Source organism: Amycolatopsis sp. NPDC104863 (assembly GCF_055582965.1).
The window spans coordinates 101,947-120,824 of the sequence record NZ_JBVJOW010000008.1; the positions used below are offsets into that span (position 1 = coordinate 101,947).

10 protein-coding genes and 1 pseudogene are annotated in these 18,878 nt (G+C 72.6%); 6 read left to right on the forward strand and 5 right to left on the reverse strand.

Annotated elements, in window-relative coordinates; genetic code table 11:
• The 5 genes and pseudogenes from ACZ63J_RS36555 to ACZ63J_RS36575 all read right to left on the reverse strand — a co-directional run.
• Positions 1 to 1,931 (reverse strand): annotated as a pseudogene (locus tag ACZ63J_RS36555) (hypothetical protein); the annotation flags it as partial.
• Positions 1,928 to 3,088, reverse strand: coding sequence for a Kelch repeat-containing protein (locus tag ACZ63J_RS36560; protein WP_465407588.1), 1,161 nt, complete (start codon positions 3,086 to 3,088; stop codon positions 1,928 to 1,930). The pseudogene ACZ63J_RS36555 and the gene ACZ63J_RS36560, both read right to left, overlap by 4 nt.
• Positions 3,089 to 3,108: 20 nt before the next feature.
• Entirely contained in the window at positions 3,109 to 7,629 is a 4,521-nt protein-coding gene (locus tag ACZ63J_RS36565; protein WP_465407586.1) for a DUF6603 domain-containing protein, read from the reverse strand.
• 36 nt (positions 7,630 to 7,665) lie between these two features.
• Complete coding sequence (locus ACZ63J_RS36570; protein WP_465407584.1) at positions 7,666 to 9,606, reverse strand: S8 family serine peptidase; 1,941 nt, start codon at positions 9,604 to 9,606, stop codon at positions 7,666 to 7,668.
• The gene (locus tag ACZ63J_RS36575; protein WP_465407582.1) at positions 9,603 to 11,555 is read right to left on the reverse strand and encodes a S8 family serine peptidase; all 1,953 of its coding nucleotides are present in this window, start codon (positions 11,553 to 11,555) and stop codon (positions 9,603 to 9,605) included. The genes ACZ63J_RS36570 and ACZ63J_RS36575 overlap by 4 nt, the downstream gene beginning before the upstream one ends.
• Before the next feature lie 144 nt (positions 11,556 to 11,699).
• On the opposite strand from ACZ63J_RS36575, the gene ACZ63J_RS36580 reads away from it, so the two are divergent.
• The 6 genes from ACZ63J_RS36580 (at position 11,700) to ACZ63J_RS36605 (ending at position 18,876) form a co-directional block, all read left to right on the forward strand.
• Positions 11,700 to 14,531 carry an AfsR/SARP family transcriptional regulator gene (locus ACZ63J_RS36580; RefSeq protein WP_465407580.1) on the forward strand — a complete coding sequence of 944 codons (2,832 nt, stop codon included), beginning with the start codon at positions 11,700 to 11,702 and terminating at the stop codon, positions 14,529 to 14,531.
• A gap of 227 nt (positions 14,532 to 14,758) precedes the next feature.
• On the forward strand, positions 14,759 to 16,183 hold the full coding sequence (locus ACZ63J_RS36585) for a sensor histidine kinase (protein ID WP_465407579.1): 1,425 nt from the start codon (positions 14,759 to 14,761) through the stop codon (positions 16,181 to 16,183).
• 63 nt (positions 16,184 to 16,246) lie between these two features.
• On the forward strand, positions 16,247 to 16,666 hold the full coding sequence (locus ACZ63J_RS36590) for a roadblock/LC7 domain-containing protein (protein ID WP_247049526.1): 420 nt from the start codon (positions 16,247 to 16,249) through the stop codon (positions 16,664 to 16,666).
• Positions 16,663 to 17,031: a DUF742 domain-containing protein gene (locus ACZ63J_RS36595; protein ID WP_465310802.1), complete on the forward strand. Its 369-nt coding sequence runs from the start codon at positions 16,663 to 16,665 to the stop codon at positions 17,029 to 17,031. Before ACZ63J_RS36590 ends, ACZ63J_RS36595 begins: the two co-directional genes overlap by 4 nt.
• Complete coding sequence (locus ACZ63J_RS36600; protein ID WP_465337456.1) at positions 17,012 to 17,620, forward strand: GTP-binding protein; 609 nt, start codon at positions 17,012 to 17,014, stop codon at positions 17,618 to 17,620. Before ACZ63J_RS36595 ends, ACZ63J_RS36600 begins: the two co-directional genes overlap by 20 nt.
• Positions 17,617 to 18,876, forward strand: coding sequence for a cytochrome P450 (locus tag ACZ63J_RS36605; RefSeq protein WP_465407577.1), 1,260 nt, complete (start codon positions 17,617 to 17,619; stop codon positions 18,874 to 18,876). Before ACZ63J_RS36600 ends, ACZ63J_RS36605 begins: the two co-directional genes overlap by 4 nt.
• Positions 18,877 to 18,878 lie beyond the last annotated feature (2 nt).

Consider the following 18,878-nt stretch of genomic DNA (forward strand, 5'->3'; position numbering starts at 1 on the left):
CCGAGAAAGAATGTGGTGGTTGGGTGGGGGGGGGTGGGTGGGGGCTGGGGTGGCGCCAACCCCCCCTCCTCCCGCTCGCGGCGGTCGGGTGCTCTCTCCCCGCCGCTTGCGTTGGTGGGGCCACCCGCCGTGCCGCCTGCAGTGGTGGGGTCATCGGCCGCGCCGCCCGCGGCGGTGCGGGTGCCAGTCGCGCCGCTTGCGGTGGTGGGGTCATCGGCCGCGTCGCCTGCGGCGGTGCGGGTGCCAGTCGCGCCGCTTGCGGTGGTGGGGTCATCGGCCGCGCCGCCTGCGGGGGTGCGGGTGCCAGTCGCGCCACGTGCGGTGGTGGGGCCACCGGCCGCGCTGCCCACGGCCGCGAAGGTGCTGCTCGCCGCGGTCGTCACCCGCGAGTGCGCGGGCGCGGTCAGCGTCAGCGACCGCCCAGGCGCCGAGGCCGGAGCGGCCGCGAGCGCCGCCAATCCGGCACCCGTCGGTGGATCAATGTGCTTGGCCTGCAAAACATTCCCCACTTCCCGCGCCAACTGCGCGGCCCGGATCCGTCCATTCGCAACAAGAACATCACCAACCTGAGCCCAAGCCGCCGCCATCAGCTCCTCATCCCGCGCCCGAACGACCTGCGCGCCCAGGTTCGCCGCGATCCGGAACCGCGGGTCGAGGTTGAGCCGGTGAAGCCAGCCGCGCAGGATCTCCGGTGACACCGGGACACCGTTCTCGTCGTCCAGCAGCCGGGTGGTCAACGCATGCCAGCGCCCGTACAGCGGCGGCGTGATCACCGGGTCCGGGCCCGCTGTCGCCGCCGGGCTGGCTGCGTGGGCCGCCGCCGGCTCGTGGCGTTGGTAGTCGTCGGCCAGGTTGAGCAGGCCCGCCATTGCCTGCTCGAACGGGTGCGGGTACGGCGGGGCCTCACCCGTGGTGACGAAGTGGTCCCAGTTGTCCGCCGGGTCGATCGGGTCGCCGCTGCGTTCCGGCACCTTCAGCGCACCCCGCAGCGGCAGCACCCCGCCCTGGTCCGTGATCGGCGGCAGGGCCAGACCCGGATCGCCGTGGACGTCCAGGTCCCGCTTCCCGATCCGCGGATCCGGCGCCTGTGGACGCAACAACCTGACCAGGAACTCGAAGTCGCCCGCTGTGCCCGTCGCGAACGACCAGCGGTGGTAATACGGGAGCACTCCCTCCAGCGGGCGGTTCGCGTAGTGCGGGCCCCAGCTGGAATACAGCGCGTTCGGCGCCACCGCCGGGTCCAGCCCGAGGCCCGCGAGGCGACCGGACTCGAACGTCGGGACCAGGAACGCCTCGTACGCCGTGCCCGGCTGCAGGTGACGCGGGCAGATCAACCGTGAACACGCGTTGTCGGCGTTGGTGCGCACCACTTCGGTGAGCGCGGCGAGCGCGGCCGTCGTCCCGTCGGTGGCGACCGGATCCGCCAGTGAACCGTTGACGTGCACGTGCGCCCACGCGCCCAGCTGGTCCGCCGGCGGCAGCGTGCCCGGGTCCGCGACGGTGATCGCGGGCAGCGGGCCGCCGGGGGAGGGGACCTCGGTGAACTCCCCGGTGGCCAGCACGACCAGCGCCAGCCACGGCGTGAGCCGCGCGGTCCGGCCGTCGGCGGCCGCCGGGCTGTAGCGCCAGAGAAAGTCCTCCTCCGAAAACTCGATGTGCGCCAGGTAGTTCGGCTCCGCGTTGGGCACACCGGGCCGCGGCTCGACCCGCGAGATCGCCCGCGGGTCGACGCCGACGACATCGCCCGGCCCGTACAGCTGGACGTCGCGGTTCACCGGCTGGGTCAGCGTGTCGTGCCCGGTGACCGGGTCGCCCGACACCAGGAGCTGGACCTTGACCGTGGCCCGCACGCCGGCCGGCGGCGGGGTCTTCACCTGGGTGCTGATCCCCGAGCGCAGCCAGGGCAGGAAGGTGTACGCGTTCGTGCTCACGCGGCACCGCCGGCGAACAGCTCCGTGGCCGGGGTCAGCTCGGTGACGGCCGGGTCCGCGGCGGCCAGCCCGGACCGGACGACGCCGCCGGCGATCGCCGCCCCGCCGTTGTCGAGGGGTGCCGCGGCGAACGACCACCGCCCGGTCTCGAGCCCGGCGGCCGCCGTCCAGTTGTCTTCGCCGGCGTCGTAGACGAACGCGCTGCGGTAGCCGGCTTCGTCACGGTCGCTCGACGACCCGCCGACGACCAGCACCCGGCCCTCGCCGACCGGGACGGCCCGGTGGAACGCCCGCCCGGCCGGCATCGGCGTCTTCTCCGTCCACTTCCCGCTGCCCAGCTCGAACACCTCGACGGCGCGCTGGCTGAACGGGTCGTACGGCGCGGTCCCCGGCGAACCCGGCGCGGTCCCGCCGGTCACGAGCACGGTCGTGCCGGACAGCCGCGTCGCCTGGTGGTGCCGCCGGGCGCGCAGCAGGGCGCCGGTCGGGGCCCACACCTTCTTGCCCGAGTCGTACAGCTCGCAGAACGCCAACGCGGGATCGTCGGGGACGCCCACCGGCACCACACCGCCGACGACCAGGACCATCCCGTTGTCGAGCGCGACGGCCGTGTGACCGGTGCGGGCGTCGGTCATCGCCGGCGCCTCGTGCCACTTGCCGTCGCTCGGCGTGTAGCGCTCGGCCGAACGCAACGCCGTGACGCTCCCGCCGGGGCGGGCCGCGCTGCCGCCGGCGACGAGCACCGAGCCGTCGTCCAGCAGCACGGCGCTGTGGCCCCAGCGCGGGGTGAGCATCGGGCCGGTGGTGAACGTCCACTGGTTGCCGTCCGGGTGGTAGATCTCGGCGGTGCCGAGCCCGAGCCCGGTGGGGGACGAGCCGCCGAGACCGCCCGCGGCGAGGACCGTCCCGTCCGGCAGGCGGGTGAGCGTGTGCAGCTGCCGGGGTGAGCGCATCGTGCCGGTCGGGGTCCACGCGCCGGTCGTGTCGAGCGCCGCGGCGGTGCCGATCGCGGCACCCGTGGCGTCCACGCCGCCCGCGACCAGGACGATCCCGTGGCCGAGCGCGACGGCGCCGTCGTGCTGGCCGTACCAGGCGGCCGGGGTGGGCAGGTCGTGGGCGCCGGTCCAGGTGCCGAGGGCCGCGGTGAGAGTGGTCATCGTCGATTCCTTCGCAGACGTCATGGGATGAGCACCTCGCCGGTGCCGGCGGGGTCGGGGCCGGCCACACCGGCGGCGACGAGCACCCGGTCGTCGGGCAGCTCGGTCACGGCGTGGGCGGAACGGCCGCGGAGCAGGCCCGAAACCGTCGTCCAGGTGTTGCGGTCCGGGTCGTAGAGCAGGGCCGAGCGGTAGCCCGCGGTCCGTTCGGGGGTGCCGGTGCCGCCGGTCACCAGGACGAACCCGGAGCTGAGCAGCAGGGCGCGGTGTCCGGTGCGCCCGCCGCCCGGCATCGGGGCCGCCGCACGCCACGTCCCCTCCTTCGGCGTGTACCGCTCGGTGGTGGCGAGGCTGTGCGGGTCGAGCGTGCCGTCGGGCGCGACCACCGCGTCGCCGCCGGTGACCAGGACCGTGCCGTCCGGCAGCAGGGTCGCCTGGTGGCCGGTGCGGGCCTGGGCGAGGCTGCCGGTGACGAACCAGTCCTCCTTCGCCCGGTCGAACACCTCGCAGTAGGCGAGCTGCCCGCCCGGGAGGGCGCCGCCGGCCACGAGGACGTTGCCGTCCGGCAGCAGGACGGCCTGGTGGTCGGTGCGCGCGTCGGTCATCGGCGGCAGCGGCGCCCAAGTGCCGGTGCCGGGGTCGAACACCTCGCACGCGGTGAGGGCGCCGTCGTCCTGCCCGGGGCGGATGCCGCTGCCGCCCGCGACCAGCACCCGGCCGCTGCGGAGTTTCGTCGCCGAATGGCCGTGCCGGGCGACGCCGAGGTTCCCCGTCTTCGTCCACGCGCTCGCGGCCGGGTCGGCCACCTCGGCCGTCGCCAGGACGGTGTCGGCGCCGCGGCCGCCGGCGACCAGCACCCGGCCGTCGTCGAGGCGGGTCGTGGTGTGCCGGCGGCGAGCCGTGCCCACTGACGGGCCGGTGGCCCACGAGTCGGCGGTCGGGTCGAACAGCGTGGTCGAGGCGACGGCTGAGCCGTCCGCGCCGGTCCCGCCCGCGAGCAGCACCCGGCCGGTGGCCAGCGGCACGGCGTCCACAGTGGACACCGGTGTCGGCAGAGCCCCCGCCGCGGACCAGGTTCCCGGCACCCCGGGCGTGCCCACCGCCTCGGCCGCGGGGATCACGTGCAGCAGGCCGTCCAGCCCGCGGTCCGCGGTGACGAAGTCCGCGAGCGCGTCCTCGGCGGTCGCCCGGCTGCGGAACGTTGTCACCGTGGTCCGCCGCGCGATCGAGCCCGGCGGGAACGCCTGCCGGTTGCTCTTGAGATAGGCGACCACGAACCGCTGTTCGGTGACGCGGACGGTGTCCTGCGCGGCGAACGGCTGCTTCTGCGCGGCCTGCCGGGCCGACAGCGCCGCGCGGCTCGTGCTGCTGCCCCGGGTCAGCTCGTCGAACACCGGTCCGCTGACGCTGTGGAACCGCTTCTGCGGCACGGCCAGCCTGATCGCCTGCGGCGCCGCCGCACTGTCGATGACGTGCAGTTCGTACCGGGCACTGCGGCGGACCACCCGCGCGGTCGCCAGCGCCGTGTCGGCGGTCAGCTCCAGCCCGGCGTCCTGCGTCTCGTAGGACGGCCGGGACAGCGCAGCGGCGTCGGACAGCGTCTGGAACTGTCCCATCGCGAACCGGTCGCCGGTGAACGACACCCGCTTCAGCCCGGTGCCGCCCACCGCGTCGACGGTGAACCGCTTACCGTCCCCGGCTTTCTGCCCGCCGACGCGGTCCAGCCGGACACCCAGCGGCAGCGCGCGCTGCCGGACGAACAGCGTGCCGAGCGGGTGCAGCACGATCTCGCCGGTCTCGGGCAGCTGCCGGAGGTTGACGAGCGTGCGGTTGTCCCCGGACGGCAGCCGGGTGTCCCAGCCTTCCAGCTTCCCGATTTCGTTGGCCAGCAACGGAAGCACGGCTACCGGGGGCAACGTCGTGTCGCGGTCTTCGCCCCAGGTGATGTCGAAGTTCGCCGAGATCGAGAAGAACAGGAACCCGATCGAACCCCGGCCGTGCGCACGCCACGGCGCGGGTCCTTCGAGCTGGAAGTCCAGGTCGATCCCGAACGCCCCGACGCCGAACGCCTTCAGCGTCACATGGGCGCCGATGTGGATGGCGAACCGGAACGGCGACAGCTGGAACAGCGCGTCGAACCCCAGGTGCCCCTCGACGCGGAACGCGCTGAACCCCAGCCGCAGCTCGGCTTTCGCGCCGAACTGGACGGTGTTGCTCGTGACGGCGAAGTACCCGGAGACGCGGATGAGCTGGTTGTTGCGGTTCAGGATGTCCACCGACAGCCGGTCGGGGATCGGGAACGGCAACGGCGGCGGCCGGTACGCCGGGTGGAACCCGCCGACGGTCAGCACCAGGTCGGGGTTGTCACCCCAGGCGACCAGCACGCCCATGCCGCCGTCGATGGTCATGGTGAGGATCCGCGAGTCGAACAGCTTCGCGAAGAACCACAGCCGCGACTTGTCGAGCTCCAAAGCGCCGACGAACTGAGCCTGGACGACCAGCAGCGGGTCGTCCTCGGTGGGCAGCGCGGCCTTCAGGACACCGAGCACGGCGATGTTGCCCGGTATCTCGATGATCACGCCCAGGGAAATGCTCACCAGAGTCGGTGTGCCCCAGCCGATCTTCGCCATCGGCCCGATCAGGAACGTGCCCTGCTCGGGCGGGAAGAACCGCGCGAGGTCGGACAGGATCCGCGGCGCGTTGGCGACGACGTCCTTCGGGAACGCGACCGACTCGATCGCCCCGGTCCGGACGCCCTCGACGAGCGCGGCCAGGTTCATCCCGCGGTTCAGCCCGATGAGCCCGCCGACGGCCAGCAGCCGGAAGCCGTACCCCAGCTGGATTCCGCTGCCGAACTCGGCGGTGAGGACCATCAGCAGCGAGAAGCCCGGCGAGCCGTCCGGCTGGCGCGTCGTGATCAGCCCGATCGCTTTCAGCGCGAGGAAGTCCGCGAACTCCAGCTCCAGCGAGCCGGAGTACTCCCCGCGGTCCGGGTCGAACGACAACGTGCCGCCGCCGGAGATCGCGCCCGCGTCGACCGACAGCCCGACGCCGGTGGGCGGCTTGAACCCGACGGAGAATTCCGCGAGCCCCAGGCTGCCGCCGCTCGACGGCTGCTCCAGGCGCAGCACGGCGCCGGTCCGGTCGATCGCCGCGAAGATCGGGCCGAGCTGGGCGGTGATCGAGCCCGACGCCTCGAACGAGACACCGCCGGCCGCCAGCAGCAGCGCCAGGTGCAGGCTCGTGAGGGTCACCGGCCCGGCGCTGAGGTCGACCGGCACGTCCACCTCGGCGCCGCCGGAGCCCTTGAACCGCAACCCGGTCGCCGACGACCACGTCAGCACGAAGTCGACGTCGAACTCGAGCTTCCCCGCCGGCAGGAGGGTGCTGAGGAAACCGTCCGCATCGGACAGGTCGAGCACGATCTTGCCGCCCTCGACGGCGGCTTCGAACACCAGCGCGCCGTCGGCCCGCCGCTCGGTGGGGTTCCACACGAGATCCGCGCCGACGGTCGTGCGCAGCTTCCGCGCCTCGATCCGCGACCCGCCCGCCGTGCCCAGGACGACGATCGGCGGCGCGCCGTCGGCGTACGGCGCCTGCAGGCCCAGCCGGATCCCGCCGCGCACCTCGGCCGTCGGCGGGACGACCCGGATCTGCGCCGGCGGCAGCACCTCGACGGCGGCCTTCTCTTCCAGGGCCGCGTCGGACGTCACGACAAAGGCGACCGTGTCGCTGATCGGGATGGTCAGGTCCAGGGTCTCGTCCGTGGCGAGCCGCAGCTCGGCGCCGACACCGGGGACGGGATCGTCGGTGACGCCGAGGTCGACCCCGGCGATGCGCAGGAACGGCGGCGGGCCGGTCTGCACGAACGCGAAGTCCGTGACCGCGACGAGGAAGATCGACAGCCGGCGCAGCAGCAGGTCCCAGTCGAACTCCGGGCTGCCCCAGGCGTAGACGTCGGAAAGCACCCCGACCGGGTCGCGCAGCAACGCGGTCAGCCGGTCCACCCGCAGCACCCGGCGCACGTGCGCGGGCGCCGCGGGAGTCGCGGCCAGCGGTGTCGATTCGAGGATCCCGAGCAACCCCAGCAGATATCCGGCGACGGGCTTGCGGTCTTCGAGGTAGGTGATGAGCGCGAAACCGAACAGCCGCTGCGCCAGTTCGGCCGCGAACGCCTCGACTTCGGCCCGGTTCGGTCCCGCCGTCCGCGCGGCTGCGGTGATCGCGGTGGACACCACGTCGACGGCGGTCGCGACCGCCTTGACGATCGGCGCCACGGCGGCCACCGCCGCGGTGATCCGGGCCGTGTCGCGGGCGTCGATCGCCGCGGCCAGGTCCGTCACCACCCTCGGCAAGGAACTCAACGCGGTCGCGGCGCCACCGACGGCGTTCTGCACGGCCTGCGCGCCGAGCACCACGTCGGGGGCGGGCAGCCCGATCTCGGCGAACAGGAGCGGGATTTCGGCGCCACGCAAGCGTTGTTCGAGCGGCGCGAACGCGCGCCCCACTTCGAGCAACAGGGTTTCGACGGTCAGTGCCATCCGGTGCCTCCGACGGGCTCGGTGCTGGAGTTCATCTCACGCCCCCGTGACGACCAGGGCGTACCCCTGCTTGCCGAAGACGGTGGTTCCCTCGACGGTGATGGTCCACTTGCCGGTGAACGGCCGGTCGACGACGATCATCTGGACGTTGTTGACCACGTCCTGGGGCCCGGTCCCGCCTTCGCGGGAGACGCCGGACGTGGTGTCGAAGTCGTTCCCGAGATACTTGACCCCCAGCGCGTCCTGGGCCGTCAGCTTGAGGACGTTGCGCGTGGGGTGGGCCGCGAGCGCGGCGGCGGGGGGATCCGTCCACACGAGCGTGATCTTGAGCTGTTCGTGGTCATTGCCGACGAAGAAGCGCTGGGCGGTGCTCATCCCCAGCGACAGCCCGGCGGCGTGCCGCACGTCGTTCACCAGCAGCCGGCGAGCGCGGCCGTTCTTGAAGACGAGGGTGCGGTCGAGCTGGATCTGCCCCCAGCCCTCGACATCGGACGGGTAGCCGGGGATGCCGGTCAGGTCGGTGGTCGAGTTGAGCAGCACCGCCCTGATCAGGGCGCCGGTCGGAGTGGCCCGGCGGTCGTCCCGTTTCTCGCCGAAGGGGTACCAGCCCTCTTTGAAGTACTGGCGCACGAGGACGGCGGCCGCGGCCGCGTTGGGCGTCGCCCAGCTCGTGGCCGCCAGGTCCGGGTTCTTGAAGTAGGGACCGACGTCGCAGTAGAGCGCGGTGGAGTCCCGCTTCAGGGACGCGGACTGGATGCCGTTGCCCACCGCCATGAGATCCGGTTTGCGGCGGCCGTCGGCGGTCGGCCCCGGTTTCCCGCTGCCGAAGCTCAGCTGGTCCGGCGGCCCCTGGGACGCGGCCACGCACAGCACGTTCTTCGCGATCCCGGGCGCGCCGTTCCCGGCGGCGTGGTCGTTGGTGTTCGCCGCGGCGGCGATCACCACATGCTCCTCGTTGCCGAAGCTGAACGTGTCGGCGTCGACGGCGTCGACGTTGTACGCCGGGATGCCGCCGGCCCAGCTGTTGGTGTGGACGAACGCTCCCGCTTTCTTGAGCCGGTCGAGGATCAGCTGGAACTTGACCGAAACCGCACCGGCCATGTCGTTCAGGCTGTAGCAGGCGAGCTGGGCTGCCCACGCGCCACCGCGGTGCTCGTGGCCGCCGCCCTTGCCGTTCTTGTCGAGGGAGTCGCCCGCGGCGATACCGGCGACGAACATGAAGTGCGGCGAAGTCCCGACGTCGTTCTGGTCGAACATGGCGAGGACCTTGCGGTGGTCTTCGTCGGCCTTGGTGTGCTTGGCGTCGTTGAAGAAGCAGTGGTTGAGGTCGAGGTGTCCCTCGTCGATGAGCCCGAGGACCTGCCCCTCGCCGTGCAGGTCGTGGTCCCAGATCGGCGTGGCGTTCAGACCGGCGACGCCCGACTGGAAGACCTGGGCCGCGGGGAGGTCGGTGACCGCCCGTTCCGGCACCGGTTCGACCAGGAGGACGTCGTCGATCGCCGCGACCTGGCCCAGCTTGGTCCGGTCGTCGAGGGTGAAGTCGGCGTACTGGCTGCCACCGAAGGGCCGGTTGTCGGTGAGCACGACGGCACGGGCGCCGAGTGCGGTCAGGGCGGCCGAGACGGTGGCGGCGTCCGCGTCGTCGAACAGGGTCGCGACCAGGTCGAGCGGGGTGCCGGCGGGGATCCAGGTGGCGAGCTTCAACGCCGGGTCCAGCGGGACGACGGTGCGCACCAGGAAGTCGGCGCGCACCCTCGCGGCCGTCTGGTCGTCGAGCCGTTCGAGGAACGAGAAGTTCGGCACGAACCGGTCGAGACGCACCCCGTAGGCGGCGTTCAGCCGGGCGACGTCGGGCTCGTTCAGCGACGCCTTGAACTGGACGATCGTCGCCTTCCGGCCGGCCGCGAGGGCCTCGGGCACCCGCACGCCGGCGGGGTCGAACGGCTCCGGGCCGATCCACACGCGGAAGTCGGTCACGACACCGCTCCCGACACCACGAGTGCGTAACCCTGCCGGCCGAAGACCGGCGCCCCGGTGAGCGTGATCTTCCAGCTGCCGGGGTTCGGGTTCTTGACGATGACCATCTGGACGTTGTTGCGGAGGTCCGCGCCGGCGGACGTGGCGGGCGCGAACGGCCGGGAGAACCCGGTGGTCCGGTCGATGTCGTTGCCGAGGTACCGGACTCCCGCGGAGTCCTCAACGTCGAGCTGGATGGCGTTGCGCGACGGCAGCGTGTGCAGGGGTTCGGCCGGCGGGATGTCCGTCCACACCAGCGTGATCTTGAGCGGCTGGGCGCTGTCGGTGACGAACACGTGCTGGGACACCTTCTGCAGGAGCGTCAGGCCGCCGAGGTGCCGGACGTCGTTGACGAACAGGCGGCGGCTGTCCCCCGGGAAGTAGAGGGTGTTGTCGAGCCGGATGAGGCCCCAGCCCTCGAGGTTCGTGGGATAACCGGTGAGGCTGGCGTTGGGGATGCCGGTCCCGGTCATGTCGACGGTCGAGTTGAGCAGCACCGCACGGATCAGCGCTCCGGTCGGGAACATGATCTGGTTGTCCTGCTTCCGGCCGCTGGGGTAGAAGCCGTCGGTGAAGTACTGGCGCACGAGCGCGGCCGCGGCCGCCGCGTTCGGGGCCGCCCAGCTCGACGCGGTCTTGTCGAACACCTGCGGCGGAGCGGTCAGGCAGGACGGGCCCGGAGCCGGCGCGGGGTTCACCAGCGCCGATTCGATGCCGCCGCCGACCGCCACGAGATCGGGCTTCCGGCGGCCGTCGGGGGTGGTCGGGCCGGGCTGCCCGTCGCCGAAGTTCATTTCGAAGGGGAACGCTTCGGCCGCGGCGACGCAGAGGACGTTCTTGGCGATCCCGGGCGGGGTGTTGTCCGTGTCGTGGAACCCGGCGGCGGCGCCGACGACCACGTGGTCCTCGTTGCGGAAGCTGAAGTCGTCCGCGTCCCGCGCCGTCTTGTCGTAGAACGGCTTTTCGACACCCCAGCTGGCGTTGTGGATCTTGGCGCCGGCCCGCATCCCGTCGTCGAGCATGTTCACGAGGAAGGTGTCCCGGGTGCGGAAGACGATCTTGGCGGCCCACGCCCCGCCGCGGTCCGGGTGCGCGCTCTGGTTGGTGAGCGCGTCCCCCGCCGCGATGCCGGCGACGAACATGCCGTGCTCGCTCACCTTGGTGGTGGGCTTCGAGGTGAGCTTGACGACCTTCCGGTGCGCCGGGCCGGGGATGTTCACCGGCTCGTCGGCGAAGAAGCAGTGGTTCAGGTCGATCGTGCCGTCCTGCTCGATGATGTCGATCACCTGGCCCTCGCCGTGCAGGCCCTGGTCCCAGACCGGGGCGCCGTGCGGGCCGACCGTGCCGGACTGGATCGTCTGCGCCGCTTCGACGTCGTGGTCCACCGTGGCCTGCTCGGGCTCCACCCAGACGACGTCGTCGAGCGCCGCGACCAGCGGCAGCGCCGCGCGGTCGTCGAGCGTGCACCGCACGACGGGGTGACCACCGATCTCGCGGTTGTCGACGAGCTCGACGTCCCGGGCGCCGATCGTGGTCAGCGCCGTCCGGACGGCGCCGGCGTCGAAGTCGTCGAACAGGGTCACGATCAGGGCGAGCGACGTGCCGGTGGCGGGCAGCCACGGGGCGAGCTTCAGCGCCGGATCCAGCGCCGTGCACGACCGGACCAGGAAGTCGGCCCGCACCTTCGTGACGGTCTCGTCGTCGAGGTGCTCGAGGTAGGCCAGGTTCGGGACGAACCGGTCGAAGACCAGGCCGTACGCGGTCTTCAAGCGGGCCACGTCGGGGTCGGTCACCGCGGCGGTGAACTGGACGACCGTCGCCTTCTTGCCCGGCGCGAGCGCGCCGGGCGGGACGTCGAGGGGGTCGAACGGCGCCAGGCCGATCAGCAGGCGGAAGTCTTGCCGGGTCATGGGATGCGTACCTCGCTGCGTCGGGCCGGGTCGCTTGCCGGGCCCACTGTTGCCGCGACGGTCGACAACTCGTCCACAACCCGTCGACACCTTGACGAAGGTGCTCCGGCGTATCTGGCGGGCCGCTCGGTTCACCTTTACGGCGTGAGGGCGGATTCGGACGACCATGCGGAGGGGCCGCGGTTCCAGGTGCTGGGTCCCTTCGAGCTGAGGGTGCGCGACCGCGCCCTGGAGCTCGGCGGGTTCCGCATCCGCACGCTCCTCGCCCTGCTCACGGCGAACGCCGGCCGGGTGACCTCGGTGGGCACGCTCGTCGACGCGCTGTGGGCGGCCGAAGCGCCGCGGGACGCGCACCGGACCGTCCGCAGCTACGTCTCCCGGCTGCGGCACTCGCTGGCGCCCGCGGCCGAGCTGATCACCACCCACCCGGCCGGATACCTGTTGCAGCCGCCGCCCGACGCGGTCGACGCCGCCCGGTTCGAACGGCTCGTCGTGGCCGGCCGGCAGGCCTTGGCGACCGAGCCGTCGACGGCGGCCGAGCAGCTGACCGCCGCGCTCGCGGTGTGGCGCGGGGACGCCTACGCCGAGTTCGCCGAAGTCCCGCAGCTGCGCGCGGAAGCGACGCGGCTGCACGGTCTGCGCCTCGGCGCCGTCGAGGACCGCGTCGACGCCGAGCTCGCCACCGGCGCGGGCACGGTCCTGGTCGAAGAGCTGACCGGGCTCACCGAGCGCCACCCCGGGCACGAACGGCTGTGGGGCCAGCTGATGACCGCGCTCTACCGGGCCGGGCGGCAGGCGGACGCGCTCGACACCTTCGCGCGGGCACGCACCGTCCTTGTCGAACGATTCGGGCTGGACCCCTCACCGCGGCTCGTCGAAGTGCACCGGCAGGTGCTGGCGAACGACAGCCGGCTGGAGGCGCCCGCCGCCGTGGTCGTCCACGCCGAGCCGGCCCGGACGGTGCGCAGCGACCTGCCGGGCGACATCGCGGACTTCGCCGGCCGCGGCGCCGAGCTGGACCGCCTGCTCGGCAGCGGGCTCGACGCGGCCCCGCTGGCCATGGTCATCGAGGCGCTGGACGGCATGGCGGGCGTCGGCAAGACGACCCTGGCGGTGCACGCCGCGCACCGGCTGGCCGAGCGGTACCCCGACGCGCAGCTGTTCATCGACCTGCACGGCCACACCCCGGGCCAGCCGCCGGTCACCCCGATGAGCGCGTTGGACACCCTGCTGCGGGCGCTGGGCGTTGCGGGGGAACGGATCCCCGCCGCGCTCGACGCGCGCGCCGCGTTGTGGCGTTCGGAGCTGGCGGCGCGCTCGGTGCTCGTGCTGCTGGACAACGCCGCCGACGCCGCGCAGGTCCGCCCGCTGCTGCCCGGCACCGCGCGGAGCCTGACGCTGATCACCAGCCGCCGCCGGCTGGTCGACCTCGAGGCCGCGCGCACCCTGTCGCTGGACGTGCTGCCGGTGGCCGACGCGGTCGCGCTGTTCACCGGTGTCGTGGGGGACGAGCGGGCGACCGCCGAGCCCGAGGCCGTCCGTGACGTCGTCGCGCGGTGCGGCCACCTGCCGCTGGCGATCCGGATCGCCGCCGCCCGGCTGCGCTCGCGGCCCGCGTGGACCGTCCGCTACCTGGCGGACCGGCTGGGGGAGGCGCGCTCCACGCTCGCCGAGCTGTCGGTGGGGGACCGCAGCGTCGGGGCCGCGTTCGCGTTGTCCTACCAGCGGCTCGACGAACCGCGGCGGCGGATGTTCCGGTTGCTCGGCGTGCACCCCGGCCCGGAGATCGACGTCCCGGCGGCGGCCGCCCTCGCCGGGGTGCCGCGCGCCGAGGCGAACGAGCTGCTGGAAAGCCTCGTCGACGACCACCTCGTGCAGCAGCCGGTGACCGGCCGGTACCGGCTCCACGACCTGGTCCGCCGGCACGCGCGCGCCGTCGCGCTGACCGAGGAACCGGAGCCGGCCCGCGAGGAAGCCCTGCGCCGCGTTGTGGACTTCTACCGCCACACCGCCTACGCGGGCAGCCGGCTGCTCGACCAGCAGCACCCGCCGATCGACCTCGGCGAGCCGGCCGCGGGCTGCGTCCCCGAAGCCCTGCCGGACGACGCGGCGGCGATGGCGTGGTTCGACACGAACCACCGGTGCGTGGTGGCCGCGCGGGTGGCGGCCGCGAAGGCCGGCTGGGACACCGCCGTCTGGCAGCTGGCCTGGACGCTGGACAACTTCCACTACCGGCGCGGTCACCTGCACGAGAACATCGAGGCCTGGCAGGCGGGTCTGGCGGCGGCCGAACGGCTGGCGAACGCCGGCGTCCAGGCCCGCGCGCACCGGCGGCTCGGGCTGGTCTACGCGCCGCTCGGCCGCCGCGAGGAGGCGCTGGGTCACCTGAGCCGGTCACTGGAGCTGTCCGAACGCATCGGCGACACGCTCGGCCAGGCGGGTGCCCACTTCGTCCTGGCGCTCGCGTGGACGCACCAGGACGACGACGCCCGGGCGCTCACCCACATCACCAGCGCGCGCGACCTCTACCGCGAAGTCGGCGACGAGAAGTGGGAAACCCGGGCGCTCAGCATGATGGGCGCCTGCCACACCCGGCTGGGCCGGCACGACCGGGCCCGCGAACTGTGCGAGTCCGCGCTGGACCGTTGCCGGGACCAGGGTGACGTCTACGGCCAGGCGGACAGCCTGGACAACCTCGGCGCGATCGCGGCCGCCACCGGCGACGGCGCCGGGGCACTGCGCCATTACGAACGAGCTCTGGCGCACTGGCACCGGCTGGACAACACCTACCGGCAGGCGGCCACCCACACCGCGATGGGCGACGAGCACCGGCGCCTCGGCGAACCCGGCCGGGCCCGGGCGGCCTGGCAGCGGGCCGCGGCGCTCTACCGCGCCCAGCAGCTGGACGAGGCCGCGCGGGAAGTCGAGGCGCGGCTGGCCCGGGACGGCGAGCCGGGGCCGGTCCGCGCGAGGTGAGCGCGCTGCCGCCGGCTCGAGGGGAATGGGCTTTTCCGGAAAAGCCGCATTACCGGAAGCCGCGGACCGGGGAACGGCCCTCGCGGTAATTACCGGACCCGCGCGGCAGTGTCGATCACGTCGGCGTTACTGTCGCCGCCGTTGCGGGCGCGCTGAAACCGATCCGTGATCTCCGTCGGCAAACCGAGTACTGTTCGGACACCAATCGGACTCGAGGAAGTGGAGCGATGTCGGAACGACCGCCCGCACAGCATCGGGAAGAACGCCAGTCGGTCGGCCGGGCCGTAATCGGGGTGGTGGTCACCGCGGTCGTCGCCGCGGCGATCTGGACGTGGATATCCCTGTCGATTTCCGGTGGTCAGGGGATTGCCGTCGCCGTCGCGGGCGCGTTCACCGGGATCGTCGCCTGTGTCGCGGTGTTCTTCGCGTTGCGCCGCACCGATCAGGTCGCGCACGAGACCGGCCGGACGCAGGCCGCGCTCGACGAGGCCCGGCAGGCCCGCGAGTTCGTCCGGTTCAGCGACGGTGAGCTGGCCCGGCTGCTCGACCGGACGGTGCCCGACGCCGTCGCGAGGCTGCGCGGGGGCGCGCCCGCCGACAGCGTGCTCGCCGAAGTCCCGCGCCCCGCCGACGAACTCCACCAGCGCGTCCTGCGGCTGGTGGTCGACGAAGTCGCCGTCGGGGAACGCCGTCGCGCGGCCGCGACCGCCGCCTGCGCGAACGCCGCGGGCCGGTTGCAGGCGCTGGCGACCAGCACCCTCGGCGACCTGCGGGAAATGGAAAACCGCTCGTCGGACGCGATGCTCGGGGATCTCCTCAAAGTCGACCACAGCACGGCGCAGGCCGGCCGGCTGGCCGACAGCATCGCGGTGCTCACCGGCGCGCGCTCGGGCCGCCGCTGGACAAAACCGATCCGGATGGAGAGCATCCTGCGCGGCGCGCTCGGCCGGATCGGCGCTTATCAGCGGGTCCGCGTGCATTCCGCGAGCGGGGTGGCCGTCGTCGGCTATGCCGCGGAAGACGTCATGCACGCGCTCGCCGAACTGATGGACAACGCCACGAAGTTCTCGGCGCCGTCGGAAGAAGTGCACGTTTATGTCGAAGATCTGCACAATGGGGCAGTCATCACCATCGAAGACGGTGGTCTCGGCATGAAGGCGCAGGCCCTCGTCCGCGCCGAGCGCGCGGTGTCCCTCGACCAGCCGCTCGACCTGACCTCGATGTCGGGTACACGGCTCGGGCTCGCCGTGGTCGGCTGCCTGGCGCGCAAGCACCAGCTGCACGTGTTCTTCCGGCCCTCCTCGCGCGGCGGGATCGGCGTCGTCATGCGGATCCCGACCCAGCTGATCACGCAGCCACGCCCGGATGCCCTGCCCGAGCGGGAAGAACCGGCTGCCGCCGTCGCGTGGCCCGGGCCCGACACGAGCCACGAGATCACCGGCGAGCTGACCGAGCCGTCGGAACTGCCGAAGCGCTCGCGCGGGCAGACGCTGACCGCCGCGTCGCGCCGGCCGCCGTCGCCCACGCCGAGCACGGCCCGCGCCGAACGGGACACCGGTTCCCGGTTCGGCGCCTTCCAGCAGCGGCGCAGCGGCGGGACCACGCCGTCGCGCCACACCGCCTCCCCGGCGGAAACCGGCGAAGACGCGTGACCCGCACCCCCGAACCCCGCCAGATTGGAGCGAGGGGACCCGTCAGACCGGTCCCCGGATTCGATGACTGACTCGGACAAGAGCCTCGAATGGCTCCTCGAAAACCTCGTCGGCAACACCGCCGGCGCCTGTCACGCTCTCGTGCTGTCGCGTGACGGCCTGAAGCTCTGCCACACGCAGGGCCTCACCGTCGACCGCGCCGACCAGCTGGCCGCGATCGCGGCCGGGGTCCAGGCGCTGGCGCACGGCGCGTCCGTCGAGTTCGGCGACGGCACCGGCGGCGTGCGGAACTCGATGACCGAGTTCCACGGCGGGATCCTCTTCATCGTGGAGGCCGGGGTCGGCTCGCACCTGGCGGTGATCGCCACAGAAGACGCCGACGTGGGCCTGATCGGCCACAACATGGACGAGCTGGTGGAACAGATCGGCTCGGTCTTCACCGCCCCGCCGCGCTTCACAGCGGCCGACCACCCGGCTTCGTGACCCGTTCGGCGCTCGACGGGGAAGACCCGGACCGGCTTTACACGGTCACGGGCGGGCGCAGCAGCGCGGACGACATCGACCTCGACCTCGTCACGCTGATCGTCCGGGAGTCGCTGCCGTCGGCGGGCATGCAGTCCGAGCACGTCCGGATCCTCGAGATCGCCGCGAAGCCGACGTCCGTCGTGGAGCTGTCGTCCGATCTGTCCCTCCCGGTGAGCGTGGTCAAGATTCTGCTCGCGGACCTGCTGGCCACGGGCAAGGTGTCCGCCCGACATCCGTCGTCTCGAACCACGGCCCCGGCCGCGGGACGGACCTCCGACTCGGAATTCCTCAAGAAGGTGCTCGTTGGACTCCGCAATCTCTGAAACAGACGAACGGCTGCCCCTGGCCGACACCGCGTCCGACGGACTGAAGATCGTCATCGTCGGCGGCTTCGGCGTCGGCAAGACGACGATGGTCCGGTCGGTCAGCGAGATCCGGCCGCTGAGCACCGAAGAGACGATGACCCAGGCCGGGGTCGGCGTCGACAGCACCCGGGGGGTGCAGGCCAAGACGACCACCACGGTGGCGTTCGACTTCGGCCGGATCAGCCTCGACGAGCAGCTGATCCTCTACCTGTTCGGCGCCCCGGGCCAGGAACGGTTCTGGTTCCTCTGGGACAGCCTCTTCGCCGGCACGCTCGGCGCGGTCGTCCTGGTGGACGCTCGCCGCTTGGCCGAATCCTGGTACGCGATCGACCGGCTCGAACACCACGGGACGCCGTTCATCGTGGCCCGCAACAACTTCGGCCCACCCAAGCACAGCCTCGACGACGTCCGCGCCGCGCTCGACCTGGACGGCGAGGTGCCGCTCGTCGACTGCGACGCCCGCGACCGGGACTCGGCCAAGCAGGTGCTGATCTCGCTCGTCGACCACCTCTACACCCTGTCCAAAGTCCGGGAGGGCGCATCGTGACCGGTTTCCAGACCAGCACCCCGGCGACGGAGACGGTCGCCGCGGACCGGGTCCGGTTGTACGGACCCGAGTTCCAGAAGGATCCCGCCGCGCTGTACGCCCGGATCCGGCGGCAGTACGGCGGCGTCGTCCCGGTCCTGCTCGACAACGACGTCCCCGCGTGGCTGCTGACCGGCTACCGTGAGATCCACCAGGTGTGCCAGGACTCGCAGCTGTTCGCGCGCGACAGCCGCCGGTGGAACCAGTGGGAGAACGTCCCCGAAGACTGGCCGCTGCTGCCCTACGTCATGCACAACCCGTCGGTGATGTTCACCGAGGCCGCGGAACACCGGCGCCGGGCGGGCGCGATCGGCGACGCGCTGTCGGCGGTCGACCAGTTCGACCTGAGCGCGCACTGCGAGCGCATCGCGGACCGGCTCGTCGACGCGTTCGCCGGCACCGGCGAAGCCGACCTGATCGCGCAGTTCGCCCAGCAGGCGCCGCTGCTCGCGGTCGCGAAGATGTACGGCATGCCCGACTCGGAGGCCCCCGCGCTGGTGCGGGACGTCGCGCTGTCGCTGGACGTCGGCCCCGAGGCGCTGCCCGCGTACGTCCGGGTGCAGGAGGCGATGGCGCGGCTGGTGGCGGTGAAGCACCAGCAGCCGGGCGCGGACGTGCCGACGTCGATGATGCGGGACCCGGCGAACCTGACCGACGACGAGGTCGTCCAGGACCTGCTCGTGGTGACGGCCGCCGCCCAGCAGCCGACGGCGAACTGGATCGGCAACACCATCCGCCTGATGCTGACCGACAGCCGGTTCGCGATGACGCTCTCGGGTGGCCGGGGCAGCGTCGGCCAAGCCCTCAACGAGGTTCTCTGGCACGACACGCCCACGCAGAACTTCATCGGCCGCTTCGCGACGCGGGACACGGTGCTCAGCGGCGTCCGCATCCGGCAGGGCGACCTGGTGGTGCTGGGCCTGGCCGCGGGCAACGCCGACCCGCACGCGCGTCCCGACGCGGCGGCGGGAGCGCTGGGCAACCACGCGCACATGTCGTTCGGCCACGGTGAGCACGGCTGCCCGTACCCGGCCCCGGAGGTGGCCGAGGTCATCGCGCGCACCACGGTCGAGGTGCTGCTGGACCGCCTGCCGGACCTGGAGCTGGCGATCCCGGCGGAGGACCTGGTGTGGCGGCCTTCGGTGTGGATGCGCGGGCTCGAGAGCCTGCCGGTGGTGTTCACCCCGGTCCACGTCGCCGCGCCGGGCGGCTGGTGACA

Coding starts and splice junctions, on each gene's coding strand:
- ACZ63J_RS36560 (WP_465407588.1), bottom strand. CDS start 3,088: ATGACCACTCTCACCGCGGCCCTCGGCACCTGGACCGGCGCCCACGAC.
- ACZ63J_RS36565 (WP_465407586.1), bottom strand. CDS start 7,629: ATGGCACTGACCGTCGAAACCCTGTTGCTCGAAGTGGGGCGCGCGTTC.
- ACZ63J_RS36575 (WP_465407582.1), bottom strand. CDS start 11,555: ATGACCCGGCAAGACTTCCGCCTGCTGATCGGCCTGGCGCCGTTCGAC.
- ACZ63J_RS36585 (WP_465407579.1), top strand. CDS start 14,759: ATGTCGGAACGACCGCCCGCACAGCATCGGGAAGAACGCCAGTCGGTC.
- ACZ63J_RS36590 (WP_247049526.1), top strand. CDS start 16,247: ATGACTGACTCGGACAAGAGCCTCGAATGGCTCCTCGAAAACCTCGTC.